Consider the following 20,224-nt stretch of genomic DNA (forward strand, 5'->3'; position numbering starts at 1 on the left):
GGCGGCCGGACGTCCCCGGCGGGCCGCCCGGACCTCATGCGTCGAGCAGCGTGCGCAGCTTCGGGTCGGCGTCCAGGTGGACGATGTTGAGACCGCCGGCGAGCAGCAGGTCCCGCATCGCGGTCCGCTGGATCTTGCCGCTGGTGGTCCGGCGGATTCCGCCGCGGCGCACCAGGACCACGCCGGACGCGCTGGCGCCGAACTCCCGGGACACGGTCCGCTTGATGTCGCTGGCCAGTTTGGCCATGTCCGCGTCGGAGTGGCGTCCGCGGAGTTCATGGGTGATGACCAGCAGGTTCTCCGTCGCTCCGACCGCCTGCCGGTAGGGCACGGCGAACGCGGCGCCGAACAGTCCGACGAGTTCGCTGTGCTGGGCGCGCAGTTCGTACTCGATGTCCTGCGGGTAGAGGTTGCGCCCGCGGATGATGAGGACTTCCTTCAGCCGTCCGGTCGTCAGGATCTCGCCGTTGTGGAGGGCGCCGAGGTCGCCGGTGCGCAGGAACCCTTCCTGCCCGTCGGCGGTGCGGGCCCGGAACACCTCGCGGGTGGCCTCTTCGTTGCCCCAGTAGCCGTGGGCGACGCTGGGGCCGCGCAGCCAGATCTCGCCGACGCCGCCCTCGGGCAGGGGCTCCAGGGTTCGGGGGTGCACGATGCGCACGTCGTACTCGTCCGCCCGGCCGTTGCTGACGACGTCGCGTCCGGCGCGGGAGCCCTCGACGGCGCGGAACTCGTCGTTCGCCAGCGCTTCGGCGTCGGCGCGCCGTACGACGGGCTCACGCGGTCCGGTGCCGGAGACGAAGACGGTGGACTCGGCCAGTCCGTAGCAGGGGGCGAAGGCGTCGCTGCGGAATCCGGCGGGCGCGAAGCGCTTGGCGAACGCCGTGAGCGTAGCGGCCTGTACGGGCTCGGAGCCGTTGGGCGCGTACGTCCAGCGGGAGAGGTCGAGCCCGGCGAGCTGCTCGTCGGTGACCATTCGCGCGCACAGTTCGTAGGCGAAGTTGGGCGCGGGCGACCAGTCGAGGTCGTAGACGTCGATCATCTTCAGCCACCAGTGCGGCCGCTTGAGGAACGTCGTGGGGCTCATCAGCACGCAGGAGCCGCCGAGCACGAGCGGCGGGATCAGCAGGGCCATCAGGCCCATGTCGTGGTAGTGCGGGATCCAGGACCCGAACCGGCTGCGGTCGGTCATGCCGAACGGCTTGGTGAGGCACATGGCGTTGTGCAGCAGGTTGCCGTGGCTGACCATGACGCCCTTGGGGTCGCCGGTGGAGCCGGAGGTGTACTGGAGCAGGGCGAGGGTGTCGCGGTCCTGCGCGGGCTCCGTCCAGGCATCCGGGTCGGCGAGGTCCGCGGTGTCGGTGGCGGCCAGCGCGATGGCGGTGCGGCCTTCGGCCTCGGCCCATTCCCGTACAGAGGGCAGCGTGACCGTGTCGGTGAGGATGGCGGACGCGCCGGCGTCGTCGGCGATCGAGGTGACCCGTCGCCGCTGGTAGACGTACTGGCCCGGCAGGGAGCTGGGTACGGCGACCATGCCGGCGTAGAGGCAGCCCAGGAAGGCGGCGGTGAAGTGCAGCCCCTCCGGGTAGAGCAGCAGCACGCGGTCGCCGGTGGCGCAGTGGGCCTGGAGCCAGGCGGCGACCTTGCGGGTCTCGGCGTCCAGTTCGGCGTACGACCAGGTTTCGTCGTCGGGTGCGCCGTCCAGACTCTTCACAAAGGTGAGGGCATTTCGCCGGCCGCCGGCCGCCACATTTTCCCGCACGAGTCCGGTCACGCTCGAAGCCTGTTCAAGCGCAGTACTCATAACGCCCCCTCAGAAAATTCACGGCGCCCGAAAGGCCGCTGCCGAAAATGAAGTCGCACAGAATCGCGACCCAGGACAATCGCGAACCAAGACAAAAGAGCAGAAATAAACTTTCAGTTGCGGCCGCGACATGAACAGCGACCCGCAATCCTCCCCGTAGCGCGCGACACGCGCAGTCCCCCGTCCCGTCAAACTCGCGGCCGCCGCGTTCGCTATGCGAACCGCACGGCCGCCCACCCCGTTGTCCCGGTCGCCGACGCCTCGACGGCCGAGCATGGAATCGACACTAGACAAGTGATCGATTTGGAGTCAATGGCCGTCATAAACGGAAGAGGAAAGTCCGCCCGAACAACAGAAGACGCACAACTGAGTGAATCATGATTCACCGAGGTCAATTGCGGTACGCCGGAACCGGCCCGTGTGGGCGTTCTCACGCGGGCCGGCTCCGCCCGAGCCTGAACGGTGGCTCAGTCGCCCGGAAGCGGAACCACGTCCTTGGCCGCCAGCCGGCCGTGCACGAAGCACACCCGGTAGGCGTGCGTCGGGTCCGGCTCCCGCGACATCCGGTAGTAGCGGCATGTGGAGCCGTGCGGCATCGGTTTGACGTCCCGGCGCGGGGGGACGTCGGTCTGGAACGTCGGCAGCAGGTCCTCCGCGTCCGACCGCCGCTGGCCGACGTGCAGCCGCTCATAGCTCGCCGTGTCCAGTACGGACTGCTCCGTCTGGATATAGGAGAAGGCCCCCATCAGCGCGGCCAGCACCGCGGCCACCACCAGCGGCACGAAGATCACCTGCTTGAGGCCGCGGCGGGCCCGGCGCTGCGCGTGCCGGCGCTGGAAGGCGGATTCCGACGCGCCCTCGCCGCCGCTCTCCTCCCCCTGCGGCTGCGCGGCGCCCGCCGTGTGCGGCAGCCGCGCCTTCACCTCGAAGCCGCCCTCGTACGGGCCGGTGTGCAGCGTCCCGCCCGCCAGCCGCACCCGCTCGCGCAGCCCCACCAGCCCGTTCTTCCCCGAGGGGAGACCGGTGTGCCGCGCCGCGGAGGCGTGCGACCGCGCCGGGGGCGGCTCGTTGACGACCCGTACCTCGGTCACGTCCGGCAGATGCGCGATCCGCACCGAGACGGCCGCGCCCGGCGCGTGCTTGGCCGCGTTGGTAAGCGACTCCTGGATCACCCGGTACAGGGCCCGGTCCACCATGAACGCGAGCTGCACCGGCTCGCCCTCCTCCGCCAGACAGACCGCCAGACCGGACGCGGTCGCCCGTTCCACCAGATCCGTGACGGACTCCCGCGCCGGTGCCTTGGGCGCCGTCTCCGCGTCCTCGCGCAGCACGCCGATGACGTCGTGCAGGCTCTCGGTGACGCTCGCCGCCGCGGCGCGCAGCTCCCCCGCCGCCTTGCGGTGGCGCTCGGCGAGATCGGGCGCCATCTCCAGGGCGCCGGCCCGCAGCGCCAGCAGGCTCAGTTCGTGCCCCAGGGAATCGTGCATGTCGCCAGCGATCCGCGAGCGCTCCCGCAGCCGGGTCCGGTCCGCGACGATCTGCTGCTCGCGCTCCATGCGCTCGGCCAGCTCCCAGCCGGCCCGGGTCAGATCGGCGTACTGGCGCCGGTAGCGGCCCGCCATCCAGGGCAGCAGCACGTTCAGCCCGAGGGTGACGACCATCGTGAACCAGCTCCACAGGTTCTCGCCGCTCGCCACCACGGCCACCAGCCCGGCCGCCGCGATCACCGCGAAACCGATGAGCGCGGGCCGCTCCTGGCGCATCCTGCGCCCCACGAGATAGCCCATGACGAGCATCGCCACGCAGAACGAGGAGTTGAACAGGTCCAGCGTCACGCACAGGCTGAGCGCCACGGTGATGTAGAGCGAGAGCAGCGGCAGGGCCCGGGCGAGCAGGATCGCCACGGCCAGGGCGGGCATCCCCGCGTACACCGCCAGCGCCGGTGCGGGCAGCCGGATCAGGTCGTAGGCCACGGGCACGCACAGGCACACCCACAGCACGAGGTCCGCGAGGCGCTCACGGCGGCCCAGTTGTGCCAGGGCCGAGGAGACCTCGTACCGCCGGCGGTTCACCTGATCAACGAGCTGCCCCATCACCCTGCCCAAACTACAAGCCCGCCCGGCGCACCGGCACTGACGAAAGACATGATCAAGGGCGCTGCCCGGCCGCTCCCGCCGGGGCCGCCGGGCCGCTTCCGACGGCACCGTCCGGCCACTTCCGCCGAGGCCCCACGGCCGCTTTCACCAACACCGCCGGGCCGCTTCCGCCACGGCGGCTTCCGCCAACACCGCCCGGCAGCCGCTTCCGTCACGGCCGCCGGGCCGGCGGCCGCCATCTGTCAGCCGTCAGTCTCCGGAGGCCACCAGCGACCGCAGCCGCCCCAGGTGCTCCAGGCTCGCGAGGACGTCCTTGGTCTGCACCCCGAAGTCGATGAGGCAGGCGATCTCGTCCACGCCGATCTCGCCGATGCGCGCGGCCACCTCGGCGGCGTGCTCGACGGAGCCGAACAGCCCGCCCTGGTGGAAGTACCGCTCGAAGGACTGCGCCGCGAGGAAGTCCACGTCCTCCGGGGGCAGCGTGCTCAGATCGACCGAGTCCCCCACCACGGAGCGGGCGCTCAGGTGCAGCGAGCTCTTGAGGTACTCCGTCAGCGGCCGGCGGGCCTGCTCCTTCACCGCGGCGACGTCCTCGCCGACGAGGGTGTGCACCATCAGCGCCACATGGCCCGGCCAGCCGTCGTGCTCGGCGGCGGCGACCCGGCGGTACTCCCGGATCTTCTCCGCGAGGATGTCCAGGTCCTGCACCAGCAGGTGGGTGAGCACACCGGCCTTGAGCCGCCCGGCCTCCTGGAACGTCTCGACGCTGCCGCCGCTGGTCAGCCAGACCGGCAGCTCCCGCTGCACGGGCGGCGGGAAGGCCCGGACCTCCACCGGCCTGCCGAGCCCGTCGGTCCCCGGCACGCTGCCGCCCTGCCAGAGCGTGCGCACCTCCCCGACCCGGTCGGAGACGATCCGCTTGCGCTCGTCGTAGACGTCCGGCCGCAGGGCGAAGTCCACGGAGTTCCAGCCGGAGGCGAAGGCCACACCCACCCGGCCGCCGGAGAGGTTGTCGACGACGGACCACTCCTCGGCGATACGGGCGGGGTGGTGCAGCGGCGCCACCACGCTGCCGGCCCGGATGGCGACCCGCTCGGTCACCGAGGCGACGGCCGCGCCCAGCACGGAGGGGTTGGGGTACATCCCGCCGAAGGGATGGAAGTGCCGCTCCGGGGTCCAGACCGCCGAGAAACCGTGTTCGTCGGCGAACTTGGCGCCTTCGATAAGGAGCTCGTACCGCCCCTTGTCACCGGCCTCGGTGCTGTCGTTGGCGAAATAGAACAGGCTGAGATCCACCGTTACGTTCCCCGCTCTCGCGTGCCCCCGTCAGGGCACAGTGAATTTCTTCGAATGCGCCGTCCGGCCCTGCCGGACGGCCCCCTACTTAAGTCAATCGCGACGTACTCCGGCCGGTGGATGCACCCGCACGCCGGTAAGTGCCAGGCTGTGCTCACGCACATCGCGGGCAGAGTCCACCGTCAGGAAAGGGAGTTCGCGACCGGCGCTGCCCCCTCCGGTGCGTCGCAGCGCTTTCCGGCACGTTCCGGGGCCGCTCGGCGTACGGCTCGGCCGGCCATTCAACTGACCGATCCGATCGGTTGAACACGCGTCCGCCGTACCGACCGCTCCCCCGGCGGTGCCCACCGTACGCACGGCGCGGTTCAGCTCGCCAGCACGGCCTTCATCACCGAGCCGTCCGCGACCGCCGACAGCGCCGAGGCGTGCTCCTCCAGCGGGTAGGACGTGACCAGGCTCCTGAGGTCGAAGCGCGCGGTGAGCGCCGGCAGCAGTTTCACGTACTCGACGAGATGCGCCCCGGTGAACGCCCAGGAACCGATGACGTCGAGCTGCCGGTGCACGATCTGATGGGGGTTGATCAGGGTGTCCCCCGCGTCCGTGTACTGGCCGATGACGAGGTACGAGCCGCCCCTGCGCGCCAGTCGCAGCCCCTGCCCGACGGCGGCGGGCACGCCCGCGCACTCGATGACGAGGTCCGCCCCGTCGCCGCCGGCCGCCTCGCGCACCCGCGCCAGCACCTGTTCGGGGTCGGCGGCGCCCGCGATGTCGAGGTGGACGTCGCCGATGCCCGCCGCGGCCGCCGCCGCGAGCCGGCCGGCCGGACCGCCGACGATGATGACCTTCGCCGCGCCGGACAGCTGGGCGAGCGCCGCGGCGGCGAGGCCGACCGGGCCGCTGCCCTGGACCACGACGACCTCGCCGACCCGCACGGGACGCCGCTCGTACAGGGCGTGCACGACGGTGGGGCCCGCGCAGGCCAGCGACATCGCGGCGAGCGGGTCCACCCCGTCGGCGGGCTTGATGACCGTGGTGCCCTCCTGGAGCACGATGTGGTCGGCCCAGGCACCGGAGAGGGCCGGCCCCTGCCCGACGGAGCGGTTGACCCCGTACGTACGGCGGTTCTCGCACAGCGTCGGTTCACGGTGCAGCCGGCAGGGCACACAGCTGCCGCAGGCGATCGAGGACGCCCACATCACGGTGTCCCCGGGCCGCAGTTCGGCGCCCGTGGCGTCCCGGGCAGTGCCCGCGCCCAGCTCCCGTACGACGCCGATGCCCTCGTGCCCGAGCACCAGCGGGGTGGGGATGGCCAGGTGGCCCTGCTGGAGGTGGAGATCGGTGCCGCAGATCCCGCCGTACGTGCACGCGACGACCATGCCGCCGTCAGGGGCCGCCGGGAGGCCGAACGTCCGCAGGACCGGCGGGTGGCCGAAGCTCTCCAGGACGACCGCGCGGCCGGTGCGGGCGCTCACGCGGCCACCGTCTCAAGGCCGTCGAGGAAGGGCGCCTCACGGGTGCGCAGCGGCTCGGTGTCCCGGCACACGACGTACTCGGGGCGCGGGTCGCCGGGCCAACTCGGCAGGTTGGCGACGTCGTTGTAGGTGGTGATGAGCAGCCTGCGGGGGAACGGGGACATGTTGGGGGCGGAGCCGTGCACGATCTCCGGCGAGAAGAAGACGAGCGTTCCCGCGGGGCCCTTGGGGCTCACCATTCCGCGCTCGGCGACGAGGCCGGCCAACTGCTCCTTGGTGAGGGCGATGTCGTCCGGGTCGAGGTGCTGGTCGGACTTGGCGGCGTCGTCCCGGCTGTCGCGGACGAGGCCGGAGCGGTGCGAGCCGGGGAGGTAGATCACCGGCCCGTTGAACTCGTCGATGTCGTCGAGGAATATGCCCACGTTGACCTGGCGGGGCGCGGGCAGATTGTCGGCGATGCGCCAGGCGACGTAGTCCTGGTGCCAGGACCACCTCTCGCCGCCGAACGCCGGCTTGGCGTTTATCTTGAACTGGTAGATGTAGACCTGCTCCGTGAGGAGCTGCTTGACCGGTGCCAGGAGGCGCGGGTCGCGGACGAGCGAGGCGAACTCCGGCTGACGGTGGTGGGAGGAGTAGACGGCGCGTACGTCGTCGCCGTTGTCCTCGGCGATCCGCTGGGGCCCGGGGACCTCGCAGTCGCGGGAGAACGCCGTGCGCAGGCGTTCGACCTCGCCCCGGTCCAGTGCGGATTCGATGGTGAGGAAGCCGTCCTCGTGGTACTGGTCGACTTGTTCCTGGTTCAGGCGCATTCTTTCTTCTCCAGATGTCCGGGGGGAAACTGCCGGCGGGTGTCAGGCGGGCGTGGGGCCCGTACGGACGGCGGGCTATACGGCCAGCACGTCTCCGCGCAGCAGGCCCGAATCGGCGGGCACGTCCGCGGGGTCGCTGCCGAGGTTCGTGGCCTTGTTCCCTTCGTCCACGAAGACCACGCGCGGCTCCATTTTCCTGGCCTCCTCGTCCGTCACCCCGGCATACGCGATGATGATGACGAGATCGCCGGGGCTGATGAGCCGGGCGGCCGCTCCGTTGATACCGATGACCCCGGAATTCCGGGGCCCTTCGATGACGTAGGTGGAGAGCCGGGCGCCATTGTCGATGTCGACGATGTCCACTTTTTCGCCGGGCAGCAGATCGGCGGCTTCCATCAGGTCGGCGCTTATGGTGAGTGAGCCGACATAGTGCAGATCCGCCTGGGTGACGGTCGCTCGATGGATCTTGGACTTCATCATGGTCCGATACATGAGTAATTCACTCCGTATAATCTGGGATGAAATGCCATGGCGAAGTATCGGCCACACCTGGAGACGGCGTGCACCGGCACTGCCGGATACGCGGGACTACAGCGGATCTTATTCACGCCATGCTCGGATTCGCCAGCACGAGCCGTGGTCACAGCGGCCGTCGGGCCCGTACCGCCGGTCTGCAGACCAACAGGAATGACCGCGTCCAATTGAAGACGCGGCCGGTGGGACCGGCATCGCGGAGATGATTGACTCATTCCGCTTGTTCGGTGGCGACGGCTCCGGACAAGGAGTGTGGCGCGGATCTCGTGAACCGTGTACCGAACGAGCCGCACTCCTCAGCGGATACCTCTCGGCCGGGCGGGAATCTTTGACACTGCATAAAAAGTGGCCGTAGCGTGCCGTGCGCGCCGATATGACAACTCGTCAACGGCGAGGTGTTGCACATGGGGGTAATAGATGCATGGACCGATGATCGAGGCAATCGGAATCGGAAAGAGCTTCGGACAGGTCACGGCGCTCTCATCCGTCGATATATCGGTGAACGCGGGCACGGTGCACGGCCTGCTGGGGCATAACGGCGCCGGTAAGACCACGCTGATCAATATTCTCTGCACGGTGCTGCCGCCGAACCGCGGCACGGCGCGCATCGCCGGCTACGACGTGGTCCGCCAGAGCCATGAGGTCCGCGGCCGCATCGGACTCACCGGGCAGTACGCCGCGGTCGACGAGAACCTCTCCGGCACCGACAACCTCATCCTCATCGCCCGGCTGCTTGGCGCCGGCCGCCGCCAAGCCCGGGTCCGCGCCCATGAGTTGCTGGAGATCTTCGACCTCACCAAGGCCGCGCACCGCCCGTCCCGTACGTACTCCGGCGGCATGCGCAGACGGCTGGACCTGGCCACCAGCCTGGTCGGCCGGCCGGACGTGGTCTTCCTGGACGAGCCGACCACGGGGCTCGACCCCAGCAGCCGGCTGGCGCTGTGGGAGGTGGTCGAGGGCATCGTCCGCGAGGGCACGGCCGTGCTGCTGACGACGCAGTACCTCGACGAGGCGGACCGGCTGGCCGAAGCCATCACCGTCCTCGCCGACGGCACGGTGGTGGCGTCCGGCACCAGCGCGCGGCTCAAGTCCCAAGTGGGCAGCCGCGCGGTGCATATCGTGCCGGCCGACCCCGCCGACTCCTACGCCATCATGCTCGCGCTCGGCCGGGCCGGACTGGCACCGGCCCAGGACGAGGTCACCGGCTCCATCAGCACCCCGGCCGAGACCTCGGCGGATCTGGCCACCGTCGTCCGCGCCCTGGACCAGGGCCGGCTGGACGTCACCGAGTTCTCCCTGACCGAGCCGACGCTGGACGACGTGTACCTCGCGTTGACCAAGCGGCCCACCGTCCTTGCCAACTGATCCCGTCCAGGAGTTGTGATGACTACCCCGGCCATCAGCCCCGCCGCGCCGCCGGTGCGGGTGTCCTCCGCGCCCGGCTGGCCGGCCAGCAGCCGCCTCACCCAGATCGGCGTACTGGCCGGCCGCTCCATACGCGCCTTCGTCAACAACCGGCGACTGCTGCTGTTCGAGCTGGTCCAGCCGCTGATCCTGCTGCTCATCATGAGCCAGGTGTTCGGCAGCATGTCGAACCCGAAGAACTTCCCCCCGGGCGTCTCGTACATCGACTACCTCCTCCCGGGGATTCTCATCACCACCGCCACCGGCACGGCGACAGGGGCCGGTTACAGCCTGCTCTTCGACATGGAGAACGGGGTGCTGTCCCGGTTCCGCTCCATGCCGATACGGATGTCCTCGGTGCTCGTGGCCCGCAGCCTGGACTATCTGGTCCGGGTCGCGGCGCAGCTCACGGTGTTGCTGGCGACGGCCCTGCTGCTGCTCGACTCCCATCCCCGGGGCGGTGTGCTGGGGCTCGCGGTGGCGGTGCTGCTGACGCTGTTCGTCACCTGGGCGGTGGTCTGGGGGTTCCTGGCGCTGGGGTCCTGGCTGCGCAACAAGGAGGTCGTCGCGGGGATCGGGCCGCTGGCGATGTTCCCCCTGACCTTCGCGTCGAGCGCCTTCGTGCCGATCCATGTGCTGCCCAGCTGGCTTCAGTTCGTGGCCAAGGCCAACCCGCTGACGTACGTCGTGAACGCCGCCCGGCGCGTGGCGCTGGACTGGCCCATCGGCAACTCCGTGTACGCGGCCGTCGGCGCGACGCTGGCGTTGCTGGTCGTCATGGTGCTCCTGGCGGTGCGCGGCTTCAACCGCACGCCGTCCGACGGCTGACGCTCCTGCCCGCGGCGGACCGGACCCAGCGGCCGGTTCGCGGTGGGCCGGTTCGCAGGGGCCCGGCCCAGCGGCGCTCTCCGGGCCGCCCGGCCGCCCAGCCGCCGGCCCGCCCGGCCGCCGGCCCGCCAGGCCGCCCGGCCGCAGTGCGGTGACGCGGCGGCCTCCCGCCCCGAGGCCGGCTTCATCCCCGCGGCGGCCGCCGGTCAGGCGGCCGCTCTCACTCTTGGGCGGTGGCTACTGGGCGGGGCGGCGGAAGAACTCCACGATGGCCTTGTTGACGGCCGCGGGATCTTCCAGATAGCCGTAGTGACCGCAGTCGGCGATCTCGTCGAAGGCCGCGCCCGGGATGGCGTCGGCGACTTCCCGGCCCAGCTTCGCGGGCGTGATCACATCGTCGCCGAACGCGATGACGTGGCTGGGAACGGTGATCCGCCGGTAGGCGCGCAGCCGGTCCGCCGGCGGCGCGATGTCCATCTGGACGCGCGTGCCCGGCCCGTCCTGGACGACCATCTCGAAGAGGTCGAGCCAGTCCCGCGCCTGCTCGTCGTCTTCCAGGGTGCGCGGCGAGAGGTTCTGCTGGGCCCGTACCACCGCGGCGTAGCGGGGCGGCACCTCCAGCCCCGAGTCGTACAGCTCGGCCTCTGCCGCGGCCAGCGCCCGGCCCATGGCGTCCACTCGGCCTCGGGTGGCCATCAGCACAGCCTGCCGCACCAGGTCCGGCCGGGCGAGCGAGAGTTCCTGGGCGATATAGCCGCCCAGTGAGGTTCCGACGATGCGGGACGGTCCGAGGCCGAGGGCCTCGATGAGCCCCGCCGTGTCGGCCACCATGTCGTCGATGGTGAATCCACCGGCGCATTCGTCGGTCGGTGGAATGCCGCGGTTGTCGAAGGTGATGACCCGGTAGCCGGCCGCGGTCAGCGCGGGCACCTGGTGAAGTCGCCAGGCACGGCCGCCACCTCCGGTGCCCATGATCATGACTACGGGCTCGCCCGAACCGTGGTCCTCGTAATTGATGCGAATCCCGTTGACGGATATCAGTGCCATCGCGACGGATTCCCCCTCACCCCGCGTCAAGCCCCTTGCTGTACGCCGCGAAACTATCAGCTGGGATCAGGTGTGCCAACGGCGATGAGCCGCCGTACGGAACGGGGGCGAGGAGAACGGGCCCGGCTGTTCAACTGCCGGGCCCGGTCGGTTGAACGCGGGGCGGTCGGGGTCAGCCGGTCGACCCCGAGTCGCCGAAGATGAATCCGGCGAGATACTCGTGGAGTTCATCCTTCGACAGGTCACCACTGCGGTCCGTGTCGAGCTTCGCGAAAGTTCCCTCGATCTGGTCCGCGGGAACTCCCCAGGCGCGGTGGTACCGTTCGAACTCGCTGCGGGATACCTTTCCGTCGCCATCGGCGTCGAACAGGTTGAAGAGCAGGCCCGCGAACGGCTCCATAGCCCGTCGGACGACCGTCGGGTCGGCTTCGGCGTAGAAGTCGACGTATTCCTTCCGGCTGATCTTCTGGTCGCCGCTCTGGTCGAGCTGGTGCTGCAGATCGCGCCACAGGTCGACGCTCGCCTGCCGGAATTCGTCGTACTGCTTCGAGTCGGTCGTGAGCCCGAAACGACTGGTCAGCTGCTGCGCCAGCCCTTCGATTTCCTCGATGCCCACCTCGCCGTCGCCGTTGACGTCAATGAGGTCGAACGCCTTGCTTACCCTGCTGCGCTGACTCTCTACGTGCTTGCTCGTCATTTCTTTCAACACCCCGCCTTCTCGCTCCGCGTGCGCCATCCTTGTCGCCGAATGGTAGACGCGATCGGATGGGGTGTTCAACGGCCAGGATTGCCAAGAAACATGTTGGCCGATTCTGTCGGCGGACCATTTCGGAACGACGGTTCGGCAGATCTTGGATGCAATTCACGGGAGACATACGACGCCCCACTGGCCGCAATGGCGACAGGGCGCCCGCACTCCCGGCGCAGCCGTGACGCGACGTCAGTACAGACCTTCGGGGGCCGAACTCGTGGTCTGCAGGGGGCGGATATTGGCAACACCGTCGCAGGGCCACTCATCGACCCGGTGGCGCAGCGCCTGGTCGCGCTCCAGGATGTTGGGCAGGAAGAGGTCCTCGTGCAGCACGGTGAGCCGCACCTGGCCGACCGTCCCGGCGTCGACGGTGGCCGACCAGTCGTCCTTGCGCACGACCGCCATCGTCACCTGCGGGTAGTTCGGTACGTACGAGATCAGCTCTGCGTCCTGCTCCACTTCCCAACAGGCCGCGTTTCCAAAGGTGTTGCCGTAGGTGAGGCCGCAAATCCCGCCATCCAGCGCTGACTTGAAGGCCCGGTACATGTCAGCGCTCACCTGAGTGCCGCTCAGGCGTACGCCGTCGAGGGCGGAGACAAGGTCGGGGTGGCGCTGCCGCAGCGTCTGGAAGAGCGCCGGCGTGGTGTTGAGGTACTGCACCGGCGCCTGCCGCAGCACGTCGGTGATCTGCTCCAGGAGGTGGGCGGTGTAGTCCCCCACCTCCTGGAGACGGCCCGAGCGGATGAGCCGCTTGACCCACCGCGGGTCCATGTCGACCGCGTACGCCTGGCCGGCGTGCAGCTCGGAGACCTCCCACACGCCGTGTCCGATCAGATGCGGCCCCGTGGGGGTGGCCTGGAGCCAGGTGCGCCCGGCGGCGAAGCCCTCTCGCACGAAGGACCATCGGCGCCAGACCGCCCTGTGCAGCAGCATGTCCGGGGTGTAGAAGACCCGGCAGGGGGTTCCGGTGGTACCGCCGGTGTCCCAGACGCGGCCGGCCAGGGGGCGGGGCACGGACTGCGGGGTCAGATCCCCCGGGTCCTGCTCGCGCAGGCTCTCCAGCCGGAACGGGCCGAAGGCTTCGAGCTGGTCGTAGCGCGTGATATCGCGCGGGTCGAAGTCGAGTCGCCGGGCACGCCGCAGCCAGTACGGGCTGCCGGTCACCGGGTCGAAGTGGCGTTGGACCACCTTGCGGCACCACTGGTCCAGGTCGGTGTCGAGCCATCCCGCGACCAGGGCGTCGGGGTCGCCCGACAGCTTGGTGGGAGCGGACACCGAGGTGGTGGTCATGCCCGCACCTGCCCGCCGGTGAGGTCGATGCCCAGGTCGTACGCGGTGCCGATCGCCTCCTGGATGTGCTCGGGCTTCTCGATGTGGACGACCGGGAAGGGGAAGGCCAGGATGCCCTCGGGGATCGACGGCCCCATCACGAGGCCGAGCTCCACACCCTCGCTCTTCATCCCGGTGTAGACGTCCACCAGGCTGATCGGATCGGTGGAGTTGCGCTGGAAGAGGTCGCGGACCTCGTCGGCGCCCGTCAGCGTCTTGGGCTCCAGGCAGGAGAGCAGGGGCAGTTCGGGGGTCGAGAAGGTCATGGCGTCGATGCGGGGGGCCATGAAGTCGCGGAAGTGCCTGCGCAGCGGCGAGTGGACCGCGATGGTGCGGCCCGGCAGCGGTACGACGGTGCCGGGCGGGGCCTCGGCCGCCAGTGCGTTCAGCGCCTCGGCGTAGCCGGCGAGCATGAGGATGCGCTGCTTGCCGTCCGCCGTGGGCCCGAAGTCACCGGCGAGGTGGATTCCGGCGCGGCCCGCGCCCGGGTGGGCGGAACCGGCGTCGGCGGTCTGCGCGAAGGCGAGGGCGATGCCCTGGGCGGGGGCGTCGGCGGGGAGTTCGGGGGTGTCCCGAGCGCCCGCCAGCATCTCGAACAGCTCCTGTCTGCTCAGCGCCCCCGCCAGCGCGCTGGCCGTCATCGCCCCCAGGCTGAGACCGCCGATGGCGGTGGGACGCAGGCCGAACTGGGCGAGCGCGTCGTGCACGCCGATCGCGAGCGCGGCCTCCCGCACCGTACCGATGCTCTGGCGCTCCTCCTGCGCGGCCGGGAGATCGTCCTCCAGGACCTGACCAACCGTCAACCCGGTCCACCGCGCGACCTGTTCGTACCAGCTCCGCACGACCGGGTACTCGTGGTACAGCTCCAGACCGTGCGGCTCGGTCCCGACGCCGCCGCCGAACAGATAGCCCAAAGTCATTCTCGCCCCCAGCAGGAAGGTAAACAGGAGAAAGACGCGGTACGGCGCCCGTGACAGGCGCGGCTCCCCAGCCGAGGGGAATTCCGACCACGATGCAATCGCACCGTAACATCGATTCACATGCTACTGAAAGGTGCAATTCCCCGTACGGGATATGTCGCAGCGCGCGCTATCGAGACGATATTGCGGCCTGAAACAATCCGTACACGCCTCTCTTCTTTCCCCCGGACAAGCCGGTTCGGGAATCCCGCAATGCGTTGTGCGGGCCGACTCGGCCCGCGCCGCTCAGTCGGACTGCTCCACGAATTTCTTGGGGACCCGCGGTGGCCAGGCGCCCACGGTGAGCATACCGATCGAATGGGCGCGGGAGACCAGAGCCACCCGATTCGGCGCCTGGAACTGACGCAACATCAGTCCGATGCGGTATTCGACGCCCTTGCGACTGAGGTAGAGGGACGCCGCCAGCTCCACGGTGGAGGTGCCGACGGCGATGCCCTCCAGGATGCACGCGTCGAGCGCGGTGAGCCGCTCGGTGTCGGGTGGGGCCGTTCCGCTCCCGGCGCCGTGAAGCCGCCCCGCCGATTCCGTACGCTCCGGGGCCCGTTCGGCCGCGGGGCGACAAGGGCCCCTCCGGTCGCCGGTCTTCGGCAGCGCCGCGGTGGAGCCGACCGCCGTGGAACCGCGTAACGGCGTCAATCCGTACACCCGCCTTCCTCAGTGGTGCGTCAGGTGCGTCAATACATCGGCCAGGTGCCGGACGTAGGCCGGCCACCGGCTCGATCGGCCGCGCAAGTACGTGCGTCGGCGTGGGTGCGTGAGTGGGTGCGTGAGTGGGCGTGGGGCGTATGTGGGCGCGCGAGTGGGCGCGTCACCGATCGAAGTGGTCCCTGAGGACGTTGATCACGTCCGCGGGCCGGCTGCTCAAGTAGAAGTGACCGCCGGGGAAGACTTTGAAGTCGAACGCCGATGAGGTGTGCGCCTTCCATTCCCGCACCTCGTCCAGGGGTGCCCGCGGGTCCTGGTCCCCCGCCAGAGCGGTGATCGGGCACTGGAGCACCGCGTCGGCCTCTCCGCGATAGGTCTCCACGGCGCGGAAGTCGCCGCGGAGGGCGGGCAGCGCCATCCGGACCAGCTCCTCGTCGTCGAGAAGGCTCTCGTCCGTGCCGCTCATGGCCCGCACGGCGGCCACGATGCCGTCGTCGCTCCGCAGGTGCAGGCGCTCCTCATGTGGCACCGCGGGCCCTCGGCGGCCCGAGACGAAGAGGTGCTCGATCCCCTGCCCCGAGCGCTCGAACCGCCTGGCCACCTCGAAGGCGACGAGGGCGCCCATGCTGTGTCCGAAGAAGGTCAGGGGCAGGCCGGTCCAGTCGCGGAGCGCCTCGAACACCTTGTCGGCCAGCGTTCGGAGGTCCTCGATGGTCGGCTCCGTGCGACGGTCCTGCCGCCCCGGATACTGCACGGCCAGCACATCCGCCCGGCCCTGCAATTCACCGGCGACCGGGAAGTAGAAGGACGCCGAGCCGCCGGCGTGCGGGAAGCAGACAAGGCGGCTCGTGGCCGCCGGGGAGGGGCGGAAGCGCCTGCACCAAAGACCACTGTCGACGGGTAAGGAAGTCATGTCGCCTGGATTTTCCCTTCACGGTTCCACAGATCCGAAGGATCTGGGTACGGTGATTCCCACCCTGCCACGCCCCGTCGAATCTCAGCAAGGGTGCATGGCAATTCGAACACTTGCCCATCGAATAGCACTCGCCCATGTGAATTCCCGAGGCCCGGCAGGGAAAGGCCGCGATGCGGCCGGGAGAGCGACGGGTTGAATTTGATTCAGAAACCATCCCTCCCGCATCGAAGCGGATCGAACATGGGCACCTAAAACAGACAAAACAGGCTACGGCCATGTCAAACATGACATGGCCCCCCGGTAAGGGCTCTAGGAATATGCCTAAACATCTCGGCATATCGTTGACCGGTTCAGAGCGCTCCCAAGATGCTGGAGGTATCGCTCGACGTCGTTGGCCGACGGGCCCGCGAACCACCAGACGGCCCGCTCCGTCACGACTCCTGCGTGACGAACAGGACGAATGGGGAGTTCGTTGGAATTCTTGCTGCTCGGCCCGCTTTCCGTCCGGCTGAATGCGCGGGAGGTGTACGTATCGGCCCCCAGGCAACGCGTCGTCCTGGCGACGTTGCTGCTCAACGTCAACCATGTGGTGTCGGTGGACCGTATCGCGGGGTATGTCTGGGACGGCGCCCCACCGCCCAGCGCCGCCGCCACCATACGCACGTACGTCATGCGGCTGCGCCAGGTGCTGGGGGAGCAGGCGTCCGCGCGGATCATCACCCGGGCGCCGGGCTATCTGATCGCCCTCGGCGAGGACGAGAGCGACCTCGGCCGCTTCACCGCGCACCGCAACCGGGCGGCCGCCCACGCCGACGTCGGGAACATGGAGGACTCCTGCGCCGAACTCACCGAGGCCCTGGCCGGCTGGCGTGACGAACCACTGGTCAATGTGCCGTCCCAGACGCTGCGCGATGTCGAGGGCCGCTACCTCCAGGAGCTGCGCCTCCAGACGATGGAGCTGCGCTTCGACGCCGAGCTGGCACTGGGCCGGCACGCCGAACTCGTACCGGAGCTCTGGCGGTTGGTGAGAGAGAACCCGCTGCGCGAGGCTCTCGTCGGCAAACTGATGCTCGCTCTGTTCCGCTCCGGCCGGCAGTCCGAGTCCCTGTCCCTCTACCAGCGCACCAGGGACCTGCTCGTGGAGCAGCTCGGCGCCGAACCCAGCGCCGATCTCAGGGAAGTACAGCGGCGCATCCTTTCGGCCGACGACCGCCCCGAGGCCCGGGCCGCCGGTGGCCGGACCGCCCGGCGAGCCGCGTCGGCGGCGCACCCCGCCCCGGCGGCCCCCCGGCCGTGGCACAGCGCCTCCCGCCCCAGGCCCGCCCAACTCCCGGCCGTACCACCGGAGCTGACCGCACGTGATGAACCACTGGCGGATCTGCGCCGGATCCTGACGGCCGCGGGGCTCCCGACCGGATCGGTGGGCACGGCCGTGGTCACCGGCCGGGGCGGCACCGGGAAGAGCGCGCTGGCCCTGCACGCGGCCCACGCCCTGCGGGAGTCCTTCCCGGACGGCCAGCTCTACGCCGGACTCGGCGGCCGAAAACGCCCCCTGGCCGCCGGAGAAGTACTGAACCGGTTCCTGGCCGCCCTCGGCGTCCCCCGGGCCGACATCCCGGCCGACGAGAACGAGCGGGAGGTGCTCTACCGCTCCCTCACCGCCGGCAGCCGGCTCCTGGTGCTCCTCGACGACGCCGACAACACCGCGCAGATCCGGCCGCTGGTGCCGGGCAGCGGCGGGAGCAGGCTGCTGGTGACCAGCCGCCGGCGCCTCGCCGACCTGGAGGGCGCGCACACCGTCGCCCTGCCTCCACTGGACGAGCGGGAGTCGCTGGAACTGCTGGGCAGGCTCGTCGGACCGGCCAGGGTGGACGCCGAGCCGCAGGCCGCGCGGACGGTGGTGGCGATGTGCGCGGGCCTGCCGCTGGCGCTGCGCATCGCGGGCGCCCGCCAGCTGGACCGCCCGCACTGGAGCCTCGGCGATCTCGCCCAGAGGCTCACCGACGCACCGCAGTTGCTGGACGCGCTGCGGATCGGCGACCTCGACGTGCGGCCCAGCCTCGACGCCGGCCACACGGAACTGCCGCGTCGTTCCTCCAACGGCGTGGACCCGGCCGCCGTGTTCACGGCCCTGGGCGCGACCAACGCCGCGCACACCTCGCGCGGCAGGATCGCGGCCATGCTGAACTGCTCCGAGGAGAGCGCCGAGGACGCCCTCGACACGCTGGTCGAGGCGCATCTCCTGCACCCGCCCATCGCCGGGCGCTACCGCCTGGACGCGCTGCTCCAGGCGTACGCCCGGGAGCAGGCCCAGTATCACGAGGCGTTCCGGCACCAGAATGTGTTCCATGCGAGCGGCGCGCCCGCTCCCCGGGCCGTGTGAGGCGAGCGCCCGCCCGCACCGGCCCCGCTCACCGCTCGATCAACGACTACGACACCCCAGAGGGGAAGGCCGTTTCATGGCCCACCAGACAGCGGCAACCGATGAACTGCTCGACTACGTCAGGGAGGTGTCCCTGCGGGACGATGTGATTCTGCGGGAGCTGCGCGAGGCCACGGCCACGCTGCCCGCCGGTCAGGCCATGCAGGTGATGGCCGAGGAAGGGCAGTTACTGGCCCTCCTGGCCGGGCTGACCGGCGCCCGGTCCGTGCTGGAGATCGGGACCTTCACCGGGTACAGCACCCTGTGCCTGGCCCGCGCCCTGCCGGCCGGCGGGCGGCTGGTGACCTGCGACATCGAGGATCGGTGGCCGGCGTTCGGCGCCGACTACTGGAAGCGCGCCGGGGTCGATGCGCGGATCGACCTGCGGATCGGCGACGCGAACGACACCCTGGCCGCGCTGCTGGCCGATCACGGCCCCGGCTCGTTCGACTTCGTCTTCATCGACGCGGACAAGGCCAACTACTGCCGTTACTACGAGCGTTCGCTGGAACTGGTCCGGCAGGGCGGTCTCATAGTCATCGACAACACGCTCTTCTTCGGCCGCGTCACCGACCCCGCCGCGCGGGACGCGGACACCGAAGGGGTGCGCGCCCTCAACCGGCTGCTGCACGACGACGACCGGGTGGAGCTGTCCCTGCTGCCCATGGCCGACGGCATCACCCTCGCCCGCAAGCTCTGACGGGGTCCGGCAGAAAGGCTCGCCTTTCTGCCGGACCGTGCCCGGGGCGGGGCGGGGCGCGGCGTCAGCGGTACGGGCGGTGGCGGGCGTCAGGCGAAGAGCACCGGCGCCTCCAGCCGCATGGTGGTGGGCGCCGGGCGGGCCTCGGGCACCAGGTGCAGCCGTTGGAGCCCTTCGCCCGCCGCCCCGGGCCGCGCGTCGCCGGCCAGCCCGGCGACGCAGGGGCAGAGCTGGTCGTCGAAGCCCGCGAAGCGGTAGGCGATCTCCATCATCCGGTTCCGATCGGTGGCCCGGAAGTCGGCGACCAGGTGCGCTCCCGCCCCGGCCGCCGCGTCGGCCAGCCAGTTCAGCAGCGTCGCGCCGGCCCCGTAGGAGACGACCCGGCACGAGGTGGCGAGCAGTTTGAGGTGCCACATCTCCGGGCGCCGCTCCAGCAGGAGCACGCCCACCGCGCCGTGCGGGCCGAACCGGTCGGTGAGGGTGACGACGAGCACTTCGTGGTGCGGGTCCGCGAGCAGGCCGCGCAGCCGCGCGTCCGAGTAGTGCACGCCGGTGGCGTTCATCTGGCTGGTGCGCAGGGTGAGTTCCTCGACCCGCGACAGCTCCTCGCCCGTCGCCCGGCCGACGCGCATCACCATGTCGAGGGAGCGCAGGAACTCCTCGTCGGGGCCGGTCGCCTCGGCGCGCTCCGCCTCCCGGCGGAAACCCGCCTGGTACATCGTCCGGCGCCGCCGCGAGTCCACGGTGCTCGCCGCGGGGGTGAACTCGGGCAGGTCGGGCAGCGCGAGCGCCTGCTCGGCCGGGTAGCCGCGGACCTCGGGCAGATGGAAGGCGACCTCGGCGCGCTCGGCGGGCTGGTCGTCGATGAAGGCGATGGCGGCGTGGGCGAAGTTCAGCCGGTCCGCGATGCGGCGCACCGCGGCGGACTTGGCGCCCCAGCCGATCTGCGGCAGCACGAAGTACTCGGCGATGCCGAGGGCCTCCAGCCGGGCCCAGGCGTGGTCGTGGTCGTTCTTGCTGGAGACGGCCTGGAGGATGCCGCGGGAGTCCAGCTCGATGACGACCTCGCGTACCTCGTCGGCCAGCACCACCTGCTCGTCCTCCGACAGGGTGCCCTGCCACAGGGTGTTGTCCAGGTCCCAGACCAGGCATTTGACGGTCGCGGGCGGGTCTTCGCCGGCGGTGGTGCTCATG

Annotated in this window: 17 protein-coding genes; 4 read left to right on the plus strand and 13 right to left on the minus strand. The window is 70.2% G+C overall.

Going from position 1 to position 20,224, the window contains the following annotated elements; all coding sequences use genetic code 11:
• Positions 1–34: 34 nt before the first annotated feature.
• The 6 genes from AC07AB_RS04845 to panD all read right to left on the minus strand — a co-directional run bounded on the left by AC07AB_RS04845 (position 35) and on the right by panD (position 7,966).
• Entirely contained in the window at positions 35–1,771 is a 1,737-nt protein-coding gene (locus tag AC07AB_RS04845) for a fatty acyl-AMP ligase (RefSeq protein ID WP_478560084.1), read from the minus strand.
• Between the two features lie 497 nt (positions 1,772–2,268).
• On the minus strand, positions 2,269–3,894 hold the full coding sequence (locus tag AC07AB_RS04850; RefSeq protein ID WP_478560086.1) for a sensor histidine kinase: 1,626 nt from the start codon (positions 3,892–3,894) through the stop codon (positions 2,269–2,271).
• A gap of 252 nt (positions 3,895–4,146) precedes the next feature.
• Positions 4,147–5,193, minus strand: a complete 1,047-nt coding sequence (locus tag AC07AB_RS04855; protein WP_478560088.1) for a MupA/Atu3671 family FMN-dependent luciferase-like monooxygenase — start codon at positions 5,191–5,193, stop codon at positions 4,147–4,149.
• 365 nt (positions 5,194–5,558) lie between these two features.
• Positions 5,559–6,665, minus strand: coding sequence for a zinc-binding dehydrogenase (locus tag AC07AB_RS04860; RefSeq protein ID WP_478560090.1), 1,107 nt, complete (start codon positions 6,663–6,665; stop codon positions 5,559–5,561).
• Positions 6,662–7,474, minus strand: coding sequence for a phytanoyl-CoA dioxygenase family protein (locus tag AC07AB_RS04865; protein ID WP_478560092.1), 813 nt, complete (start codon positions 7,472–7,474; stop codon positions 6,662–6,664). The genes AC07AB_RS04860 and AC07AB_RS04865 overlap by 4 nt, the downstream gene beginning before the upstream one ends.
• A gap of 75 nt (positions 7,475–7,549) precedes the next feature.
• Positions 7,550–7,966: an aspartate 1-decarboxylase gene (gene panD / locus AC07AB_RS04870; RefSeq protein ID WP_478560094.1), complete on the minus strand. Its 417-nt coding sequence runs from the start codon at positions 7,964–7,966 to the stop codon at positions 7,550–7,552.
• Between the two features lie 471 nt (positions 7,967–8,437).
• Here panD and AC07AB_RS04875 point away from each other — a divergent pair, with 471 nt between their 5' ends.
• Together AC07AB_RS04875 and AC07AB_RS04880 are read left to right on the plus strand one after the other, a co-directional pair.
• Complete coding sequence (locus AC07AB_RS04875; protein ID WP_478560097.1) at positions 8,438–9,373, plus strand: ATP-binding cassette domain-containing protein; 936 nt, start codon at positions 8,438–8,440, stop codon at positions 9,371–9,373.
• A gap of 18 nt (positions 9,374–9,391) precedes the next feature.
• The gene (locus AC07AB_RS04880; RefSeq protein ID WP_478560100.1) at positions 9,392–10,240 is read left to right on the plus strand and encodes an ABC transporter permease; all 849 of its coding nucleotides are present in this window, start codon (positions 9,392–9,394) and stop codon (positions 10,238–10,240) included.
• A gap of 237 nt (positions 10,241–10,477) precedes the next feature.
• Here AC07AB_RS04880 and AC07AB_RS04885 read toward each other — a convergent pair whose 3' ends face one another.
• The 6 genes from AC07AB_RS04885 to AC07AB_RS04910 all read right to left on the minus strand — a co-directional run bounded on the left by AC07AB_RS04885 (position 10,478) and on the right by AC07AB_RS04910 (position 15,905).
• On the minus strand, positions 10,478–11,287 hold the full coding sequence (locus AC07AB_RS04885; protein ID WP_478560103.1) for an alpha/beta fold hydrolase: 810 nt from the start codon (positions 11,285–11,287) through the stop codon (positions 10,478–10,480).
• A gap of 172 nt (positions 11,288–11,459) precedes the next feature.
• Positions 11,460–12,023, minus strand: a complete 564-nt coding sequence (locus tag AC07AB_RS04890) for an EF-hand domain-containing protein (protein ID WP_478560106.1) — start codon at positions 12,021–12,023, stop codon at positions 11,460–11,462.
• A gap of 204 nt (positions 12,024–12,227) precedes the next feature.
• Complete coding sequence (locus AC07AB_RS04895; RefSeq protein WP_478560109.1) at positions 12,228–13,328, minus strand: arylcarboxylate reductase; 1,101 nt, start codon at positions 13,326–13,328, stop codon at positions 12,228–12,230.
• A complete protein-coding gene (locus AC07AB_RS04900) occupies positions 13,325–14,287 on the minus strand; it encodes an ACP S-malonyltransferase (RefSeq protein ID WP_478560112.1) in 963 nt (320 codons plus the stop codon). Before AC07AB_RS04900 ends, AC07AB_RS04895 begins: the two co-directional genes overlap by 4 nt.
• A 285-nt stretch (positions 14,288–14,572) precedes the next feature.
• Positions 14,573–14,992, minus strand: a complete 420-nt coding sequence (locus AC07AB_RS04905; protein WP_478560115.1) for a LuxR C-terminal-related transcriptional regulator — start codon at positions 14,990–14,992, stop codon at positions 14,573–14,575.
• 163 nt (positions 14,993–15,155) lie between these two features.
• Positions 15,156–15,905 carry a thioesterase II family protein gene (locus tag AC07AB_RS04910; protein WP_478560118.1) on the minus strand — a complete coding sequence of 250 codons (750 nt, stop codon included), beginning with the start codon at positions 15,903–15,905 and terminating at the stop codon, positions 15,156–15,158.
• 475 nt (positions 15,906–16,380) lie between these two features.
• Between AC07AB_RS04910 and AC07AB_RS04915 the strand changes: the two genes are divergently transcribed.
• Together AC07AB_RS04915 and AC07AB_RS04920 are read left to right on the plus strand one after the other, a co-directional pair.
• Positions 16,381–18,291 carry an AfsR/SARP family transcriptional regulator gene (locus AC07AB_RS04915; RefSeq protein WP_478560120.1) on the plus strand — a complete coding sequence of 637 codons (1,911 nt, stop codon included), beginning with the start codon at positions 16,381–16,383 and terminating at the stop codon, positions 18,289–18,291.
• A gap of 76 nt (positions 18,292–18,367) precedes the next feature.
• Entirely contained in the window at positions 18,368–19,030 is a 663-nt protein-coding gene (locus AC07AB_RS04920) for an O-methyltransferase (protein WP_478560123.1), read from the plus strand.
• Between the two features lie 89 nt (positions 19,031–19,119).
• On the opposite strand, the gene AC07AB_RS04925 is transcribed toward AC07AB_RS04920, so the two are convergent.
• Positions 19,120–20,223, minus strand: a complete 1,104-nt coding sequence (locus AC07AB_RS04925) for an HAD-IIIC family phosphatase (RefSeq protein WP_478560126.1) — start codon at positions 20,221–20,223, stop codon at positions 19,120–19,122.
• Between the last annotated feature and the right edge of the window lies 1 nt (position 20,224).

This window comes from Streptomyces sp. NPDC044033 (assembly GCF_056434425.1).